Below are 17689 nucleotides of genomic sequence, written 5' to 3'. Positions count from 1 at the left end.
AGCCCCGGCCCCCGCCGCCGACCCGGGTTCCGGATCGAGCTCCTGCCCCAGTCGCCCCGGAAACCGAGGAGGAGAGCAGCGTATGGCGTCTGCCGAACGCAGGGAATCCATGATCATCATCGGTGGAGGGCTCGGTGGCCTGTCCACCGGCTGCTACGCGCGGATGAACGGCTACCGCAGCCAGGTCTTCGAGATGCACGAGATCCCCGGCGGCTGCTGCACCGGCTGGGGCCGGGGTGACTTCACGTTCGACTGCTGCGTCAGCTGGCTGCTGGGCAACGGCCCCGGCAACGAGATGCACCAGATCTGGCTCGAACTGGGCGCCCTCCAGGGCAAGGAGATGCGCCACTTCGACGTGTTCAACATCGTGCGCGGCCAGGACGGGCGGGCCGTGTACTTCTACTGCGACCCGGACCGGCTCGAAGCCCATCTGCTGTCCCTGTCACCGGCCGACGCCCGCCCCATCCGCTCGTTCTGCGCGGGACTGCGGAAGTTCCGCTCCTGCCTTCCCGGCTATCCGTTCCTCAAGCCGGTCGGCCTGATGAGCCGGTGGGAGCGCTGGCGCATGCTGGCCGGTTTCATCCCGTACTTCAACCTCTTCCGGACCTCGATGTCCGTACTGATGACGGAGTATTCGTCCCGCTTCAAGGACCCGCTGCTGCGCGAGGCGTTCAACTACATCCTCTACGAGAAGCACCCCGCGTTCCCGGTGCTGCCCTTCTACTTCCAGCTGGCCGCGCAGGCGAACCTGTCGGCGGGGGTGCCCGAGGGCGGCTCCCTGGGGCTCGCCCAGTCGATCGCCCAGCGCTATAAGCGGCTCGGCGGTGAGATCACGTACAACGCCAAGGTCGAGGAGATCCTGGTCGAGAACGACCGCGCGGTCGGTGTGCGGCTCGCCGACGGGCGCGAGTACCACGCGGACATCATCGTCTCGGCCTGCGACGGCCCCACCACCCTGATGAAGTTCCTCGGCGGCCGGTATCTCGACGACGACTACCGGCGGCTCTTCACCCGGACCATCGAAGAGCCCGGCATGATTTTCCCCGGCTATGTCAGTGTGTTCCTGGGCCTGCGGCGGCCCTTTCCGCAGGGGGAGCCCACCACCACGCATCTCCTCGGCGAGGAGACCGCCTCGCGGCTGCTCGGTATCCGGCATCCCAGCCTCAATGTCCAGTTCCGCAGCCGGTACTACCCCGAGCTCTCGCCGCGCGATACGACCGTCATCTACGCGACGTACTTCTCCGACACCGCGCCCTGGCGCGAGCTGAGCGAGGGACCGGAGCAGCTGAGCCGTCTACGCCGGGGAGGGGAGCTGCACACGCTGCCCGTACGGCGCGGACGCGCGTACTCGCTCGCCAAACGCCGGGTCCGGGACACGGTCGTCGACTTCCTGGACGAGCGTTATCCGGGCCTCAAGGATTCGATCCAGGTGCGTGACACCTCCACCCCCCTCACCCAGATCCGCTACACGGGCAATTACGAGGGCACCTTCCTCGGCTGGCAGCCCTTCGTCGAGAGCGGCGAGGCCATGGAGGAGCTGGTCAAGAAGCACGGACCGGTCCTGCCCGGTCTGGAGAACTTCTACCTCTCCGGCGTCTGGGCCACCACGGGCGGCCTCATCAGGGCGGCGGGCGCCGGACGGCAGGTCATGCAGTTCATCTGCCGCGACGACGGCATCGGCTTCACCGCCTCCGTCGACGACTCCGCACCGCCGCCGACCCATGTCCTCATCCCCGTGGGTCCCGGTTCTCCTGTGCGCGAGCCTGACACGTCCTCACCGCCCGAGCCCGCGCGGCTCCCCCACTGAGGACCGCCGAGCACGGTGAGCGCCGCCGACCGCTCGGCACGGACCTCGCCCCCAGCCCCGCACCAGGAAAGACCGCACCGCACCAGGAAAGGCTGACACCCCCATGTCTCCCCTGTCCCCCCGTCCGGACCAGCACTCCGCGCGGCATCCGAAGCCGCTCGCCTATCCCTTCTGGACCAGCGAAGGTCTGGATCTGCACCCCGAATACCGTCGGCTGTGGGACCGGCCGCTGGCCCGTGTGCGTCTCCCCTACGGTGAAGACGCCTGGCTGGCGACCCGTCACGAGGATGTCCGCACCGTTCTGTCCGACCCCCGCTTCAGCCTCGCCGTGGCCGTCAGCCGCGACCAGCCCCGGATCGGGCGGATGCCCCGAACGGGCGGTGGCCTCATCGCCAGCGACGCCCCCGACCACACCCGGATGCGCTCCCTGCTGAGCAAGGAATTCACCGCGCGCCGTATCGAGCGACTGCGCGACGAGATCCGGGAGATCGCCGACGGTCTGCTCGACCGGATGACGGAGACCGGACCGCCCGCCGACCTCATCGAGGAGTTCGCCTTCCCGCTGCCCATGACACTTATCTGCCAACTGGTGGGCGTGCCCCACTCGGACCATCCTCATGTCCGGGCCTGGGCCGACACCGTGTGTTCTGGCAGCGCCTCACCCGAGACGATTCAGCGGCAGGCCAGGGACTTCTTCGCCCGTATGCGGGACTGGACGGATACACGCCGCCGGGAGCCCGCCGACGATCTGCTCACGCTCATGGTCCGGGCCTGCGACAAGGACGGAAGTGTTTCCGAGGGCGAACTGATGGGGTTGCTCAACGAACTCCTCGTCGGCGGATTCGTCACCACCACCAACCAGATCGGCAATTTCTTCTCTCTCCTGCTGCTCCCCCGGGGCGACGAGGAGGACCTGACGGCCCGGCTGCGCGCCGAGCCCGGTCTCATCCCGAAGGCGGTCGAGGAACTTCTGCGCTACGTACCGCTGCTCAACGGACTGAGCCTGCCGCGCTATGCCACGCAGGACACCGAGCTGGGCGGGGTGCTGGTCCGCGCGGGTGAGCCCGTCATCGTCTCCCCCTCAGCCGCCAACCGGGACCCCAAGGTTTTCGACGACCCGGACCGTGTGGTCCTCGACCGCTCCAACAACACGCATGTGAGCTTCGGGCACGGGACGCACTACTGCCTCGGCGCCCACCTCGCCCGGCTGGAGCTTCAGGTGGCTCTGGAACGGGTACTCAGCCGAATGCCTGACCTGCGTCTGGCCGTTCCCGTGGACGAACTGCGCTGGCGCTCCAAGGAGTTCTTCAGCGGCCTGCATGAGCTGCCCGTCACCTGGTGACCCACCGGGCGGGCCGGCGTTCCCGCGCGGGGACCACCGCGAATTGGCCGCGTGCTCGCTGCCGTGATTACAGGACTCCGGTCACTTTCACTCCAGTTCCACCCATCGTGTGGACGACTGAGCCTCAACGGCACAGTCCGGGCCGTCCACACAACCTCAGCCTCGCCGGACAGGCAAACCGGCCACGCTGTGGCCGCTGCCATGACCTGCCGGTGAACGAGCCGGTCCACACGACTCCCTGAGGGCTGTCCCGAGCTCAGTTCAGCCGCCGGCGGGCCCGCTTCACCTCGCGGCCGACGGCCCAGGCGTCGGCGACCGGTCCGATATGACCGAGCTTGTCGGGGTTGATCACCGTGCGGATGGTCTGGATCTGCCCGCCGAGCACATCGAGAGCCAGGATGTGGAGCACCTTGCCGTCCCGGTCGCGGAAGATCGCGCCGGGCTGGCCGTTGATCTCGTGCGGTTCGAACGTTACGCCGATCCGGCTCATCGAGAGGAAGGCCGTGCCCAGCAGGCGGGCCACACGCTCCGCGCCCACGACGGCCTTGGCCAGCTGCGGGGCCTTGCCGCCGCCATCCCCGACCATGTGCACGTCGGCGGCCAGCAGATTCCGCAGCCCGCCCACGTCACCGCTCTTCAGCGCGTCGAAGAACCGCGTCGCCAGCTCGTGCCGTTCCCGCCGGTCCGCTTCGAACCGCGGCCGCCCGGCTTCCATATGCCGCCGTGCCCGTACCAGCAGTTGCCGGCACGCCGCCTCCGACCGCCCCACCGCCGCGGCGATCTCGTCGAACCCGAAGGCGAACACCTCACGCAGCACGAACACCGACCGTTCCAGTGGGCTGAGGCGTTCCAGGAGCAGCAGCGCCGCCATGGACACCGAGTCGGCCAGCTCGGCCGAGCGTGCCGGATCCTGATACGGATCGCTGAGCAGCGGCTCGGGGAACCACGGCCCGGTGTACTCCTCGCGCCGCACTCGCGCGGAGCGCAGTACGTCGATCGAGATCCGTGTCGCCACGGTCGACAGGAAAGCCTTGGTCGACGTGGGCCGGGTCGCCGACGCGTCGAAGCGCAGCCAGGTCTCCTGCACCACGTCCTCGGCCTCGGCCACGCTGCCCAGAATCCGGTAGGCGATCGAGAACAGCAGCGGCCGCAGCTCCTCGAACTCCTCGACCTCGCTCACGCCGAACCCCTTCCCTTGACGCCCTCACGCCCGGCCGCGTCCGTCGGCGCAGGCATCATCCGTTGATCCGGTCGTTGGGTGGCGGGCGGAGTAACGCCCAGGACCCAGCGGCCCGGAGCCCGTTGCCGGGCCCCGAGCCGGTTGGCCGATGCGGAGAGGTCGTTGCCCGACATCCTGCCGCCATCTCTCAGTGGAACCGCCCGGCCTCGTACTCGCCGGCCGGCTGCTGGGTGATGATGTTCAGCCGGTTCACCGAGTTCATGAAGGAGACCAGGACCACCAGGGTGGTGAGCTGTTCCTCGTCGTAGTGCTTGGCGGCGTTCGCCCACACCTCGTCGCTGACCCCACGGGCCGCGTCCGCGACCCGGGTTCCCTCTTCCGTCAGCTCCAGCGCGGCACGCTCGGCCTCGGTGAAGACCGTGGCCTCCCGCCATACCGCGACCAGGTTCATCCGCACCGAGGTCTCGCCGGCGGCGGCGGCTTCCTTGGTGTGTACATCGATGCAGGCGGCGCATCCGTTGATCTGGCTCACGCGCAGCGCCACCAGCTCCTGCGTCGCGGCCGGAAGCGGTGAGTCCTTGAGCGCCTTGCCCACCGTCATGAAGGACTTCAGGGCCTTTCCGGCGGTCGGGCTGGTGAAGTAGTTCAGTCGCGCGTCCATGGTGGGTTCCTCTGCGTTCGTCGGTGGCTACATCCCTGAGACGAGGTAGCCCGGCCGCTTGTGACACGGACGGCGGCGGACGTCGGTCCCGGGCGCGGCCCGCGGAGTCCGCGGCGGCGACTCGCCCCAGCCGCGGCCGTGGTCGACACGGTGGCTGGGCTACGGGCGGCCTGTCCCAACCCCCGCGCGGCCTGTCCCAACCCCCGCGCGGCCTGTCCCAACCCCCGCGCGGCCTGTCCCAACCGCCGCGCGGCCCGTCTCAGCCGATCGCGTCGAGCAGCAGCCTCGCGGCCACCGCCGTGCCGTCGGTACGGATCTCACCGGCCACGGCCCTCGCCCGGTCGTGGGTCCCGGAGGCCAGGGTCGTCCTGAGCGCCGCCGACAGGGACTCGACGGTCGGACTCGGACCGTCATGTGCCACGCCGATACCCAAGTCGGCCACCCGGCCGGCCCAGTACGGCTGGTCCGTGGCCTGGGCCACCACCACCTGCGGCGCGCCCGCCCGGGTGGCCGTCGTCGTCGTGCCCGCGCCGCCGTGGTGCACGACAGCGGCCATCCGGGGAAACAGCGCCCGCTGGTTGACCTCGCCGACGATGAAGCAGTCGTCGCCGTCGTCGACAAGGTCGAGATCCGCCCAGCCGCGGGCCAGGACCACGCGCCGGCCCTGCGCCCGGACCGCGCCGACGGCCACCCGGGCGACGTCGGCCGAGGCGAGCATGGGCATGCTGCCGAAGCCCACGTACACCGGTGGTGCGCCGGCGTCCAGGAACGCCAGCAGATCGGCCGGGAGCGGGTGGTGGTCGGGCACGATCCACGCGCCGGTCTGCACGACGTCGAAGTCCGGCGTCGGCCGCCACGGGTCCAGGACCGGGTCGGTGGCCAGCCACGGCCGGTCGCCGATGACGTAGTCGCGGACGTCGTCCACCGGCGGCAGTCCGATCGAGGCCCGGTTCGTGTTGAGCGCCGTACCGAACAGTGCGTTGTTGCTCCGGGCGTCCAGGTCCCACAGCACTTGGTTGTCGGTCTCCTCCGGCGGGAACGGCCGGCCCGGGTACGCCAGCGGCCTGTGGTGCGGCGACGGCAGAGTGAGCTGCTGGAAGGTCACGTACACCGAGCGGATGCCCAGTTTCTCCGCCACCGACAGCGCGCCGGCCGCGGCCGGCATCACCCCGGTCGCCACCAGCGCATCGCATCCCTCGGCGGCCGCGGTGACCACCTCGAACTGACCGGCGATCAACGCCGCCGCGCGCTCCGGCAGCGAAGAAGCCGGCGGCGCCCCGGTCGTCAGCGCACGCGCCGACCGACCGACCGGCACCAGCGGCACACCGATACCCGCCAGCCGCTGCGCGAACTCCTCGTCCGGCGGCGCGCACACCCGCGCCTGCGCTCCGAGTTCACGCAACCGCACCGCGAATCCCACCAGCGGTTCGACATCCCCGCGCGACCCATATGTCGATAACAGCACACGCACTTCGCGAATCTCCCGATCCCCTGGATTCCGGCCCGAATGCCGGCCGTGATCGACGATTCTGCGACACCACCCGGCTCTTGCCGCAAGGCCCCCCGTGCGCTATAAGTTGAGCACGGCGAGGAGTTGATCTCCTCGCCGTTGTCGTTGAAGCCGAACGGCCGTCAGCCCGGTTCGTGGTGGGCGAGAACTCGGCCGAGCAGGCGGGTCAGAGTCTGCCGGTCCTCGGCCGACAGTGGTGCGAGCAGGTCGTCCTGCACCTGATCGAGCAGCCCGTCCATGCGCCGCAGTTGCCGGACACCGCCCTTGGTGAGTGTCACCCTGTTGCGCCGCCCATGGTCCGGGTCCGCCGACCGGTCGACAAAGCCCTGCTCGGCCAGTTCGTTGACCGCGGCCACGACGTCGCTGCGGTCGATGCGGCACCGGCGGCCGAGATCCGCCTGGCTCGCGGGCCCGAACTCGTGCAGCGCCGACAGGAGGCGGTAGTGATACCCGCGCGCCCCGGCAGCGGTGAAGCCGTCGGACACCAGCCGGCGGACGTGCACGGCCAACTGACTGATCAGCCAGCTCGGCTTCACTGCCAAGCGCTGGGGAGTCTCATCCATGGCGACCACTCTATCGGCAAAGGTGTTGGCAGGACCAACACTCTGTCCGTAGTGTTGGTCCTGCCAATGTTGGAGTGACCATCAAGGAGTCGTTGTGCCCACCGCTGCCCAGATCATCGACCGAGCCGAAATAGCCGACCTGTTCGCCCACCTGGCCAACCTGCTGGACGAGCGCCGCCCCGACGACGCCGCCACCGTCTATCACGACGACATCGAGGTGCGTTCGCCGCGCGGCGAGCTGCACGGCCTCGACGAGGTGACCGCCCACCTGAAGCACAGCCAGGTCGAGGGAGAGCACACGCACCACGTCCACGGCGACGTGCTGGTGCACGTTGACGGTGACCGCGCGAAGGCCACCGCGAACCAGCTCGTGTACTTCTACCGCGACGGCGAAGCGCCCCACCGGACGAGCGGGCTGCACGTGGCCTGCACCGCTGTGCGGACCCCGGCGGGCTGGCGGTTCAGCGAATCGCACATCGCGCTCGCCTGGACGCAGGAGAAGTGACGTGGTGAGCCGGGCCGGGACCCCGGCCCCGACCGCGCGGCAGGCCGGGGCGGCCCCGCTCACCTGACGGTGTGGCTCCGCCGCCGGGCCTCGCCGCGACCGTACGCTGACCCCGCCCGGAAACCGGGGGCCCGCTCCGCTCTCCTTCCGGCCGTGCCGGACAAGTGAAGGCGCAGGAGATGGAAGGCGACCACATTCCTACCGAACCGGACGACGCGCGGCGCCAGCTGTCGCCGACCGACGCCGTCCTCTCCGATCCCCGTCTGGCCGCGGCGACGGACCGGCTGGGAAGGAAGCTGGTGAAGGCGGTGGTGGTCGGCGTACAGAAGCGGGCCCGGGCCGGTGAGATCCCTCCCTCGGAGGTCACCGAGCAGGCGGTGGCCGCGCTGCCCGCCACGGCGTCCGGGCTCCGGCCGGTGATCAACGCGACCGGAGTACTGCTCCACACCAACCTGGGCCGGGCGCCCCTGTCCGCGGCGGCGTGTGAGGCCGTGCTCGCCGCCAGCGGCACCACGGACGTCGAACTCGACCTGGCCACGGGTACCCGGTCCCGGCGGGGCGGGTCGGCGATCGAGGCACTGCTCCAGCAGGTGGCGCCCGCGGAAGCCGCCCACGTGGTCAACAACGGAGCGGCGGCACTGGTGCTGGCGGCGACCGCGCTGGCGCGGGGCGGGGACATCGTCGTCAGCCGGGGCGAGATGGTGGAGATCGGGGACGGCTTCCGGCTGCCGGACCTGCTGGTGTGCACCGGCGCCCGGCTCCGGGAAGTCGGTACGACCAACCGCACCGCTCTCGCGGACTACGCCTCGGCCGTGGGACCGGAGACCGGGTTCATCCTCAAGGTCCATCCCTCCAACTTCCGTATCACCGGCTTCACCCGCGAGGTCGACGTCGCTGACCTGGGCCGGCTGGGGGTGCCCGTGGTCGCGGACATCGGCTCCGGGCTGCTGGCCCCCGAACCGGTGCTTCCGGACGAGCCGGACGCGACCACCTGGCTGCGTGCCGGTGCCTCCCTGGTGACCGCCAGTGGCGACAAGCTGCTGGGCGGTCCGCAGTGCGGCCTCCTGCTGGGACGCGCCGACCTTGTGCGGCGGCTCGCGCGCCACCCCCTCGCTCGTGCGATGCGCGTGGACAAGCTGACCCTGGCCGCGCTGGAAGCCACCCTGCGGGGTCCCGCGACCCCGGTCCACGCCGCGCTTCACGCGGACCGCGGGCGGCTTCGGGAGCGTGCCGAGTGGCTTGCGACGGAGCTGCGCCGGCAGGGCCTGGACTGCCGGGCGGTCGACAGCGAGGCGGTGATCGGCGGCGGTGGCGCACCCGGTGTCACGTTGCCGAGCGCCGCGGTGTCGCTGCCCGCGTACTGCGCGGGCCCGCTCCGCCGAGCGGTACCCGCGGTGATGGGCAGAGTGGAGAGCGGGCGGTGTCTGCTGGATCTTCGAGCGGTCCCGGAGGCGGCGGACCCCGCGTTGGCCGCCGCCGTGCGGCAGGTGTGCTCCGTACCGCCCAACGCCCGTGCCCAGCTGGGGAGGTGACAGCGCGTGCACGTCGTCGCCACCGCCGGACACGTCGACCACGGCAAGTCCGCCCTGCTACGGGCTCTGACCGGGATGGAGCCCGACCGGTGGGCGGAGGAACAGCGGAGGGGCATGACCCTGGACCTGGGGTTCGCCTGGACCCGGCTGCCCGGCGCCGGGGATCTCGCCTTTGTCGACGTGCCGGGACACGAGCGGCTGGTGGGCAACATGCTCGCCGGTGTGGGGCCGGTCCCCGCCGTGCTGTTCGTGGTCGCCGCGGACCAGGGCTGGCAGCCGCAGTCGGAGGAGCACCTGGCGGTCCTGGACGCGCTCGACGTGCGCCACGGGGTGCTCGCCGTCTCCCGCAGCGACCTGGCGGACCCGGCGGCCACCCGGGAGGAGGCGCTGTCCCGGATCGCGGAGTCCTCGCTGGGAGCCGTCGCGTCCGTGGCCCTGAGCTCGGTGACCGGCGCCGGCCTGGACGACCTGCGTACGGCCCTGACCCGGCTGGCCCTCGCGCTCCCCGCTCCCGATCCCGCCGCGGACGTTCGGCTGTGGGTCGACCGCGTCTTCACGGTGCGCGGCCGGGGCACGGTCGTCACCGGCACTCTCGGCGCGGGCTCGATCCGGGTGGGCGATCAGCTCGAACTCGCCCGGGACGGCAGGCCGTTGCGGGTACGGGGCCTGGAGACGCTGAAGGAGCCACGGCCGGAGGTGAGCGCGGTCGCCCGGGTGGCGGTCAATCTGCACGGACCCGGAGCCGGGGCGCCGCACCGGGGTGACGCGCTGCTCACCCCGGGCCGCTGGCTCACCACGGACACAGTGGACGTACGGCTCAACGGCGATCGCCGCCGCGACCTGCCGCGGCACCTGACCCTGCATGTCGGCTCCGCGGCCGTCCCGGTGACGTTCCGTCCGCTGGGCGAGGACACCGCCCGCCTGAGGCTCGCCGTGGCCCTGCCGCTCCGGATCGGCGACGGGGCGCTGCTGCGCGACCCCGGGCGACACCGCGTCCCGGCCGGGGTCACCGTACTGGACGTCCGCCCGCCGTCACTCACCCGGCGCGGCGCCGCCGCCGCCCGGGCCCGTGAACTCCGTGCGGTGACCGGACCGCCGGACGGAGCCGTGGAGCTGCGCCGCCGCGGCCTGGTGCGCCGTACGGAACTGCTCGCCATGGGGGTACGTCCACCGTCCGACCCGGTGGCCGGGGAGTGGCTGGCCGACCCCGCGCACTGGGCCGGCCTGCGCGACGGGCTCCGCCGAGCCGTCGAGGAGCACGCCGTACGCCATCCCCTGGAACCGGGCCTTCCGCTGGAGGCGGCCCGTCAGGCGCTCGGCCTGCCGGAGCGCTGCCTGGTCGAGGCGCTGCTGACGGCCGCCCCGGGGCTACGGCAGCGCGACGGCCGAATCCACGGCGACCGGGCCCGTCCCGCACTTCCGCCCCCGGTCCAGGCCGCCGTCGAGGCGGTACGGGCCGACTTGGCCCGAGCACCGTTCCGCGCCCCCGAGGCCGAACGGCTGGAGCGACTTGGTCTGACGTCCCGGATGCTCGCCGCGGCCGCGGCGGCGGGGATCCTGCTGCGGATCGCAGACGGCATCGTGCTGCTGCCGGGCGCGGACGCGCGGGCCGCGACGGTCCTCTCCCGGCTGGAGCAGCCGTTCACCGCGAGCCAGGCGCGCCGGGCCCTGGACACCACCCGCCGCGTCGCCATCCCCCTGCTCGAACACCTCGACCGGCGGAACTACACGGTCCGCCTGGACGGTGCCCTGCGCCGCTGCGCGGCGGGCAGTCCCTGGGACGGGGAGAGGCCCAACTGATGCGGGCCGGCACCGCCGGAGGCACGCGGGCCGTGCGACGGCTCACTCCTCCCGCGCACCGCGGCACGGGCGCTGAGCGGAGACGGACGGGAATCGAACCCGCCTGCCCGAGTTGCTCGGGCACCTCGGTTTTGAAGACCGGGAGGGCCACCAGGCACCCTTACGCCTCCCTGCCGGGCCTTCGGCTTGGCGGCCCGAACAGGGGCCCATCGAATCTCCCGGTCGGACAGGTGTCAACGCGCCGCGCTGCGCACGCGATCCCGTACCGGCCCCAGGACGAGTCCGACGTGAGAAGGGAATCGTGATGACGACCACAACCCAGCGGGGCAGCGTCCGGCTGACCCAGTACGCCCACGGCGGCGGCTGCGCCTGCAAGATCCCCCCGGGCGAGCTGGAGGAGATCGTCGCCGGACTGACCGGCCGCACACCGGTCGCGGGCCGGGGCGCGGACCTCCTCGTCGGCCTGGACAGCGGGGACGACGCCGCCGTGGTGCGGCTGCCGGGCGGAGCCGGCGCGGCGGCCGTCGTCGCCACCGCGGACTTCTTCACCCCGGTGGTCGACGATCCCTACGACTGGGGCCGGATCGCCGCCGCCAACGCGCTGTCCGACGTCTACGCCATGGGAGGCTCCCCCTTGGTGGCCGTGAACCTGCTGGCGTGGCCCCGAGAAGTCCTCCCCCTCGCACTGGCCCGGGAGGTGCTGCGCGGCGGGCTGGACATCGCGGCCGAGGCGGGCTGCCACGTGGCGGGCGGCCACAGCGTGGACGATCCGGAACCCAAGTACGGCATGGCGGTCACCGGCGTCGCCGATCCCGCGCGCCTGCTGCGCAACGACGCCGGCCGACCGGGGATGCCGCTGTCGCTGACCAAGCCGCTGGGCCTCGGCGTCCTCAACAACCGGCACAAGGCCACCGGCGAGGTCTTCCCCGAGGCCGTGCGGACCATGGTGACGCTCAACCGCGACGCGGCGGAGGCCGCCCTGGCGGGGTCGGCGGTCTGCGCGACCGATGTCACCGGATTCGGCCTGCTGGGGCACCTGTACAAGCTGGCGCGTGCCTCAGGAGTGACCGCCGTCGTGCACGCCTCGGCGGTCGCCGTCCTCGACGGGGCCAGGGAGGCCGCCAGGGACGGATACGTCAGCGGCGGCACCCGCCGCAACCTCGCGTGGGTCGCTCCGCACACCGACTTCGGCAGTACGAGCGAGCTGACCCGGCTGCTCCTGGCGGACGCCCAGACGTCCGGCGGGCTGCTGGTGGCCGGGGAGGTGCCCGGGGCGCCGGTCATCGGGGAACTCGTCCCCGAACGCGAGCACCGGCTGATCGTCCGCTGATCCGGCGTCCGGCCGGACGAGTCATTCCGAAGTCACGATTCGCGTCGCTCGGCCTCTCGCGCCCTCAGGCGTTCACGCTGCGGCACCACGACATAGGCGGGATCCTTCGTGGACGCGACGCCCGCTTCGAACGTGCCGAAGCGCTGCAGGGCGCTGCCGGCGAGCAGAGCCAGCCCGGCCGCGGCCGCGGCCGGGCGGCTGCGCCGGGCGACAGTCACCGCGGCGAGCGCTCCGCCCAGCGTGAGATATTCCGATGCCCGGCGCAGCCGGTGCGCCCGCCCGGTGGTGTACGCCTTGGTCACCAGGCCGGGCCGCCGCTCGATCAGCCGGGACGCGACGAGTTCCGCCACCGCCCCGGCCGCGCCGAGCCGACGAGCGGGGCCGGCCTCGGCCACCGGCGCCAGCAGCATCCCGAGGCCGCCTCCGCTGGCCGCCGCGGACCCGGTGAACACGAAGGGCAGTTCCCGGTGGGCCTCGTGCCAGGCCGGCACGGCCGTCTGGGAGAGCAGCGCCGCCGTGTAGGAGGCGACCCCAGGGGCGAAGACGGCCGCGGACAACCCGGCCGGGCGCGCGGCCATCCGCAGCAGCCGACCGGGCAAGGTGGCGCGCAGGGACACGGGCAGCAGCTCGGCCATGGCCGCCAGGGCGTCGCCGGGCCCGAAAGCCACCAGGATCCAGGTGCCGACGGACATCGGGGAGCTCGGTTTGGCGACCCGCAGCATATGGAGGAACCGCTCGGGCCTGCCCAGGTCCGCGACCAGCAGGTACATGCTGGCCGCCAGCGCGCCGAAGCTGCCCAGCCGGCTCGCCCTGCACAGCGCCGGCCGCCCGGTCAGATCGGCGCCGGCCGCGAGCAGGGCCGCACTGGCCGACAGCCCACCGGTGAACAGGTACGCCGGGATCTTCCACTCCCACACAGGTGGCTTCAGCACTGGCCGGCCGTAGTAGGAGCGGAACTCCGCGCCCGGTACGACCGAGCGCTCACGGCTCCCGTCGCCGTGCCGGCCCGCGTCGAGCGTGCGCACCCGGTCGCCGGCCGATCCGGTGTCGCCGCGCGGCTCCCGCGGGCTTCCGTCGTCGTCGCTCATCGCCGGCCCCCGCCCAGGAAGGCAGCGGCAGAGGCGGCCAGCAGGGCCGAGGCGGCCACGCCCGCGTACTTCCACATCGCGGGCAGGTCACGCGTGGGCACGACCGGGTCCGGCGGCAGGCCGTACACCTCGGGATCGTCCAGCAGCAGGAAGAACGCGCCGTCGCCGCCCACCCCGTCATCGGGGTCGTGGCCGTACAGCCGGGCTTCGCCGACCCCGGCCTGGTGCAGCTGTTCCAGCCGCCGGTCGGCCCGCTCGCGCAGCTCGTCCAGCGGGCCGAACTGAATGGAGTCCGTCGGACACGCTTTCGCGCAGGCCGGTTCCAGGTCGCCGCGCAGCCGGTCGTAGCACAGGGTGCATTTCCAGGCCCGACCGTCGTCGGGCCGCCGGTCGATCACCCCGTACGGGCAGGCGGACACGCAGTAGCCGCAGCCGTTGCAGATGTCCGGCTGTACGACCACGCTGCTGAACTCGGTGCGGAACAGGGCCCCGGTGGGGCACACGTCGAGGCATCCGGCGTGGGTGCAGTGTTTGCACACGTCGGAGGACATCAGCCAGCGGAAAGCCGTGCGGCTCTCCGCGCCGGTGCCGGCGCCGGGCAGTTCGAAGGAGGGGAACCCGAGGTGGACCGGGGCGGTGCCCAGATCGCCACCGCCTCGTTCGGAATGAGCGAGGGCACCGGCCACCAGCGCGGCCGCGGCTTCGGTGCTGGAGGCGCCGGTGGGAAGGCCGGACAGACCCGCGTCCTGCCGGCCCAGCGGGCGTTCCTGCTCGATGAAGGCGACGTGCCGCCAGGAGTCCGCGCCGAGCATGCCGGTGTTGTCGAACGACATGCCCAGCAGGTCGAGGCCGTCCTCGGGCACGTTGTTCCATTCCTTGCAGGCCACCTCGCACGCCTTGCAGCCGATACAGACGGAGGTGTCGGTGAAGAAGCCCACCCGGGGCGGGTGGTCGCGGTGGCCGGCGTCCGCCGCGGGATCCGCGAGCGCCCCGTACAAGCTGTGCTCGTTCATGCTGGTCCCTCCGATGGGCCCGGTTCGGTGTGGGGCGGCTTCGGGCCTTCGCCGGCCGTCACGATGCGGGTGCCGGTTTCCGGTGTGATCCCGGCCCGGTGGCGATAGCCCTGGACATAGTCCAGCAAGGCCGGCCCCCGCGGCCGACGCCCGGGCCGGATATCGCAGGTCAGCACCTTGCTCTCCTGGATGAACACGTTCGGCTCGGCCACCACGCCGATCAGGTCGTTGACCACGTCCCCGGTGGTCAGTCCGCTCTGCCCCCAGTGGTAGGGCATCCAGACCTGGTGGACGATCCGGCCGTCGACGCGAAGCGGCGCCAGCCGGTCGGTGACAACGACCCGGGCCTCCACCGCGGTCCGGCTGGTGATCACGTGTCCCCAGTCCAGATGGCGCAGACCGCGTTCGGCCGCCAGCTCCGGTGACACCTCCACGAACAGCTCCGGCTGAAGTTCCGACAGATACGGGAGCTGACGGCTCATGCCGCCCGCGGTGTGATGCTCGGTGAGCCGCGCCGCGGTGAAGACATAGGGGAACACCTCGCTGTGCGCCTCGGGCGGAGCGGGGTTGGACGGGTTGTCAGGACGCCCGTAGACCATCCGCACCGGGTTGCCCTGCTGGCCGTAGAGGAGGTTGCGCATGGGCGACTCGTGCGGCTCGTAATGGGTGGGCAGCGGGCCGTCCGCCAGCCCGGCCGGGGCGAACAGCCACGCCTTCCCGTCGGACATCATGATGAACGCGTCGTCGCCGCGCAGCGCCTCGGTCCCTGACGCCCCCTCGGGCGGCCGGTAATCGGGCGGCTTGCCCTTCTCGAAGTCGGGGGTGTCGTACCCGGTCCACTCACCGTGCTCCTCGTCCCACCAGATGAGGGCCTTCCGCTCGCTCCAGGGCCGGCCCCGCGGGTCGGCGGAGGCGCGGTTGTAGAGCACGCGCCGGTTCAGCGGCCAGGTCCAGCCCCACTCCGCGTCGTACGGTCCCTGCTCGAACCGGGACTTCCGGCGCCGGGCCTGGTTGACTTCGTCGGCGTACACCCCGCTGTAGATCCAGCAGCCGCAGGACGTGCTGCCGTCGGCCTTGAGGTCGGGGTAACCGCTGACCGTCCGTCCGGTGCGCAGGTCGATCCCGTTGATGTGACGCAGCACGTCCGCGGCGGACGGCTCGTCGCCCTCGGTCTCGTAGTCCCAGGCCAGATCGAGGACGGGGCGGTCGCGCTCGTCGGCCGAGCCTGCCAGCTTCTCCTTGACTCGCCGGCCCAGTTGGTAGAAGAACCACAGCTCCGACCGCTGGTCACCGGCCGGCTCGACGGCCTGGTCCCGCCATTGCAGCATCCGCTGGGTCTGGGTGAAGCTGCCGGACTTCTCCACGTGCGAAGCCGCGGGGAAGAAGAACACCTCCGTGCGGCAGCGCTCGGTGACGATCTCGCCGGTCTCGATCTCGGGGGCGTCCTTCCAGAACGTGGCGCTCTCGATCATGGCGAGGTCGCGGACGACCAGCCAGTCGAGGTTGGCCATGCCCCGGCGCTGCAGTCGGCCGTGGGCCGAGCCGACCGCGGGGTTCTGGCCGAGCAGGAAGTAGCCGAAGACCTTCCCGTCGATCATGTCCATCGCGGTGCGGTAGGTACCGTGGTCGCCGTTGATCCGCGGCAGGTAGTCGAAGCAGTAGTCGTTCTCCGCTGTCGCCGTCTCGCCCCAGTACTCCTTGAGCAGCGAGATCATGTAGGCGTCGGCATTGCCCCAGAAACCCTTCTGGTTACGGGGGCGGACGGCGTCCAGATAGGCGGCCAGGTTCCCGTGGGTGAGGTCCGGCATGGGCAGGTAGCCGGGCAGCAGGTTGAACAGGGTCGGGATGTCCGTGGAACCCTGGATGCTGGCGTGCCCGCGCAGCGCGAAGATCCCGCCGCCGGGACGGCCGATGTTGCCCAGCAGAAGCTGGATGATCGACCCGGCCCTGATGTACTGGGCGCCGACGGAGTGCTGGGTCCAACCGACGCTGTACACCAGCGCGGTGGTGCGCTCCCGGCCGGAGTTCGCCGTCCAGTCGCGGCAGACTCCCAGGAACAGGTCTTGGGGAACCCCGCAGATCCGCTCCACCATCTCGGGGGTGTAGCGGGAGAAGTGCCGCTTGAGCACCTGGAACACACAGCGTGGATGCTCCAGGGTGGGATCGGACGCGATCTCCCCGGCGGCCCCTTCGACCGCCGGACCGCCGGCGCCGTGCTGGTAGGGCGCGGACTGCTCCTTCTCCTGGCGGCCCGGTCCCTTCTCCGCCTCGATGGTCTCGTACAACCAGGTCGACGAGTCGTACGCGGCGGTGTGCGGGTCGTACCCGCTGAACAGCCCGTCCAGGTCCTCGGTGTCCTGGTACCGCTCGCTGAGCAGGAACGACGCGTTGGTGTACGACCGCACGTACTCCCGGAAGTCCAGGTTGCCGGAGAGGATGTGATTGATCACGCCGCCGAGGAAGGCGATGTCGGTACCGGCCCGCAGCGTGACGTACTGGTCGGCCAGGGCGCTGGTACGGGTGAACCGCGGGTCGATGTGGATGACCCTGGCGCCGCGGGCCTTGGCCTCGATCACCCACTGGAACCCGACCGGATGGGCTTCGGCCATGTTCGAGCCCATGATGATGACGCAATCGGAGTTGGCCAGGTCCTGCTGGTAATCGGTGGCGCCGCCGCGCCCGAACGAGGCTCCCAGACCGGGAACCGTCGCGGAGTGTCAAATACGTGCCTGGTTCTCGACCTGTAGTGCTCCCAGGGCGGTGAACAGCTTCTTGATCAGGTAGTTTTCCTCGTTGTCCAGCGTGGCGCCGCCGAGGCTGGCGATGCCCATGGTGCGCCGCAGCGTCTTGCCGGCCCCGTCGGTGTCCTGCCAGCCCCTCCGCCGCGCGTCCAGCACCCGGTCGGCCACCATGTCCATAGCCGTGTCCAGGTCAAGGTCCTGCCACTCGGTGGCGTAGGCCGGCCGGTAACGCACCTTCCGCTCACGCTGCGGGCCGGTGACGAGCTGCTTGCTGGCCGACCCCTTCGGGCACAGGCGACCGCGCGAGATCGGGCTGTCCGGGTTGCCCTCGATCTGGATGACCCGCTCGTCCTTCACGTAGACGCGCTGCGCGCAGCCCACGGCGCAGTAGGGGCAGACCGAGTCCGCCACCCGGTCGGCGCCGGCCGTCCGGGGCCCGAGGCCCGCGGAGCGTTTGGACTCGGCCGCCTTACCCCGCCCCAGCGGGTCCGTCCCCACGAGCTGCCGGTATACCGGCCACGCACCGATCCACCGTTTCACGCCCATCCGCCTGCTCCTTCGTGCGGTGGTGCCTACCTGGTCCGGACTGTACGCCTCGGCTCTTCTTCCGCAATCCC

13 protein-coding genes and 1 tRNA gene are annotated in these 17689 nt (G+C 71.5%); 6 read left to right on the top strand and 8 right to left on the bottom strand.

Annotation, left to right across the window (positions count from 1 at the left end):
• Positions 1 to 109 precede the first annotated feature (109 nt).
• Both ACFRMN_RS07410 and ACFRMN_RS07405 read left to right on the top strand, forming a co-directional pair.
• Positions 110 to 1807, top strand: coding sequence for a phytoene desaturase family protein (locus ACFRMN_RS07410; RefSeq protein WP_383015283.1), 1698 nt, complete (start codon positions 110 to 112; stop codon positions 1805 to 1807).
• A gap of 103 nt (positions 1808 to 1910) precedes the next feature.
• The gene (locus tag ACFRMN_RS07405) at positions 1911 to 3149 is read left to right on the top strand and encodes a cytochrome P450 (RefSeq protein WP_383014665.1); all 1239 of its coding nucleotides are present in this window, start codon (positions 1911 to 1913) and stop codon (positions 3147 to 3149) included.
• Between the two features lie 256 nt (positions 3150 to 3405).
• Here ACFRMN_RS07405 and ACFRMN_RS07400 read toward each other — a convergent pair whose 3' ends face one another.
• The 4 genes from ACFRMN_RS07400 to ACFRMN_RS07385 form a co-directional block, all read right to left on the bottom strand.
• A complete protein-coding gene (locus ACFRMN_RS07400) occupies positions 3406 to 4329 on the bottom strand; it encodes an RNA polymerase sigma-70 factor (RefSeq protein ID WP_383014662.1) in 924 nt (307 codons plus the stop codon).
• Between the two features lie 187 nt (positions 4330 to 4516).
• Positions 4517 to 4990, bottom strand: coding sequence for a carboxymuconolactone decarboxylase family protein (locus tag ACFRMN_RS07395; protein WP_383014659.1), 474 nt, complete (start codon positions 4988 to 4990; stop codon positions 4517 to 4519).
• 259 nt (positions 4991 to 5249) lie between these two features.
• Complete coding sequence (locus tag ACFRMN_RS07390) at positions 5250 to 6455, bottom strand: glycosyltransferase (protein ID WP_383015280.1); 1206 nt, start codon at positions 6453 to 6455, stop codon at positions 5250 to 5252.
• Between the two features lie 167 nt (positions 6456 to 6622).
• A complete protein-coding gene (locus ACFRMN_RS07385) occupies positions 6623 to 7063 on the bottom strand; it encodes a MarR family winged helix-turn-helix transcriptional regulator (protein ID WP_383014656.1) in 441 nt (146 codons plus the stop codon).
• A 94-nt stretch (positions 7064 to 7157) separates the two neighbouring features.
• On the opposite strand from ACFRMN_RS07385, the gene ACFRMN_RS07380 reads away from it, so the two are divergent.
• The 3 genes from ACFRMN_RS07380 (at position 7158) to ACFRMN_RS07370 (ending at position 10900) form a co-directional block, all read left to right on the top strand.
• On the top strand, positions 7158 to 7568 hold the full coding sequence (locus ACFRMN_RS07380; protein ID WP_383014653.1) for a nuclear transport factor 2 family protein: 411 nt from the start codon (positions 7158 to 7160) through the stop codon (positions 7566 to 7568).
• Positions 7569 to 7747: 179 nt separating this feature from the next.
• Positions 7748 to 9100: an L-seryl-tRNA(Sec) selenium transferase gene (gene selA / locus ACFRMN_RS07375; RefSeq protein ID WP_383014650.1), complete on the top strand. Its 1353-nt coding sequence runs from the start codon at positions 7748 to 7750 to the stop codon at positions 9098 to 9100.
• Between the two features lie 6 nt (positions 9101 to 9106).
• Complete coding sequence (locus tag ACFRMN_RS07370) at positions 9107 to 10900, top strand: SelB C-terminal domain-containing protein (protein WP_383014647.1); 1794 nt, start codon at positions 9107 to 9109, stop codon at positions 10898 to 10900.
• Positions 10901 to 10976: 76 nt separating this feature from the next.
• Here ACFRMN_RS07370 and ACFRMN_RS07365 read toward each other — a convergent pair.
• Positions 10977 to 11070 (bottom strand) — tRNA-Sec (locus tag ACFRMN_RS07365).
• 134 nt (positions 11071 to 11204) lie between these two features.
• Here ACFRMN_RS07365 and selD point away from each other — a divergent pair.
• On the top strand, positions 11205 to 12230 hold the full coding sequence (selD, locus tag ACFRMN_RS07360) for a selenide, water dikinase SelD (protein ID WP_383014644.1): 1026 nt from the start codon (positions 11205 to 11207) through the stop codon (positions 12228 to 12230).
• 32 nt (positions 12231 to 12262) lie between these two features.
• On the opposite strand, the gene nrfD is transcribed toward selD, so the two are convergent.
• From nrfD to fdh, 3 genes are read right to left on the bottom strand one after another with little or no spacing between them, the layout of a single operon-like run.
• Positions 12263 to 13318, bottom strand: coding sequence for an NrfD/PsrC family molybdoenzyme membrane anchor subunit (gene nrfD / locus ACFRMN_RS07355; protein WP_383014641.1), 1056 nt, complete (start codon positions 13316 to 13318; stop codon positions 12263 to 12265).
• Positions 13315 to 14331, bottom strand: coding sequence for a 4Fe-4S dicluster domain-containing protein (locus tag ACFRMN_RS07350; protein ID WP_383014638.1), 1017 nt, complete (start codon positions 14329 to 14331; stop codon positions 13315 to 13317). Before ACFRMN_RS07350 ends, nrfD begins: the two co-directional genes overlap by 4 nt.
• On the bottom strand, positions 14328 to 17618 hold the full coding sequence (gene fdh / locus ACFRMN_RS07345; RefSeq protein WP_383014635.1) for a formate dehydrogenase: 3291 nt from the start codon (positions 17616 to 17618) through the stop codon (positions 14328 to 14330). Before fdh ends, ACFRMN_RS07350 begins: the two co-directional genes overlap by 4 nt.
• Positions 17619 to 17689: the final 71 nt, after the last annotated feature.

This window comes from Streptomyces sp. NPDC056835 (assembly GCF_042789485.1).
GTDB lineage: Bacteria > Actinomycetota > Actinomycetes > Streptomycetales > Streptomycetaceae > Streptomyces.
The sequence above is the reverse complement of the archived record's forward strand: the minus strand, read 5'-3'. Positions and strand labels throughout refer to the sequence as shown.

What these genes read in the sequence shown, in the direction of transcription:
- ACFRMN_RS07405 (WP_383014665.1), top strand. Translation starts at nt 1,911, where the DNA reads ATGTCTCCCCTGTCCCCCCGTCCGGACCAGCACTCCGCGCGGCATCCG.
- ACFRMN_RS07395 (WP_383014659.1), bottom strand. Translation starts at nt 4,990, where the DNA reads ATGGACGCGCGACTGAACTACTTCACCAGCCCGACCGCCGGAAAGGCC.
- nrfD (WP_383014641.1), bottom strand. Translation starts at nt 13,318, where the DNA reads ATGAGCGACGACGACGGAAGCCCGCGGGAGCCGCGCGGCGACACCGGA.
- ACFRMN_RS07410 (WP_383015283.1), top strand. Translation starts at nt 110, where the DNA reads ATGATCATCATCGGTGGAGGGCTCGGTGGCCTGTCCACCGGCTGCTAC.
- ACFRMN_RS07385 (WP_383014656.1), bottom strand. Translation starts at nt 7,063, where the DNA reads ATGGATGAGACTCCCCAGCGCTTGGCAGTGAAGCCGAGCTGGCTGATC.
- selD (WP_383014644.1), top strand. Translation starts at nt 11,205, where the DNA reads ATGACGACCACAACCCAGCGGGGCAGCGTCCGGCTGACCCAGTACGCC.
- ACFRMN_RS07350 (WP_383014638.1), bottom strand. Translation starts at nt 14,331, where the DNA reads ATGAACGAGCACAGCTTGTACGGGGCGCTCGCGGATCCCGCGGCGGAC.
- selA (WP_383014650.1), top strand. Translation starts at nt 7,748, where the DNA reads ATGGAAGGCGACCACATTCCTACCGAACCGGACGACGCGCGGCGCCAG.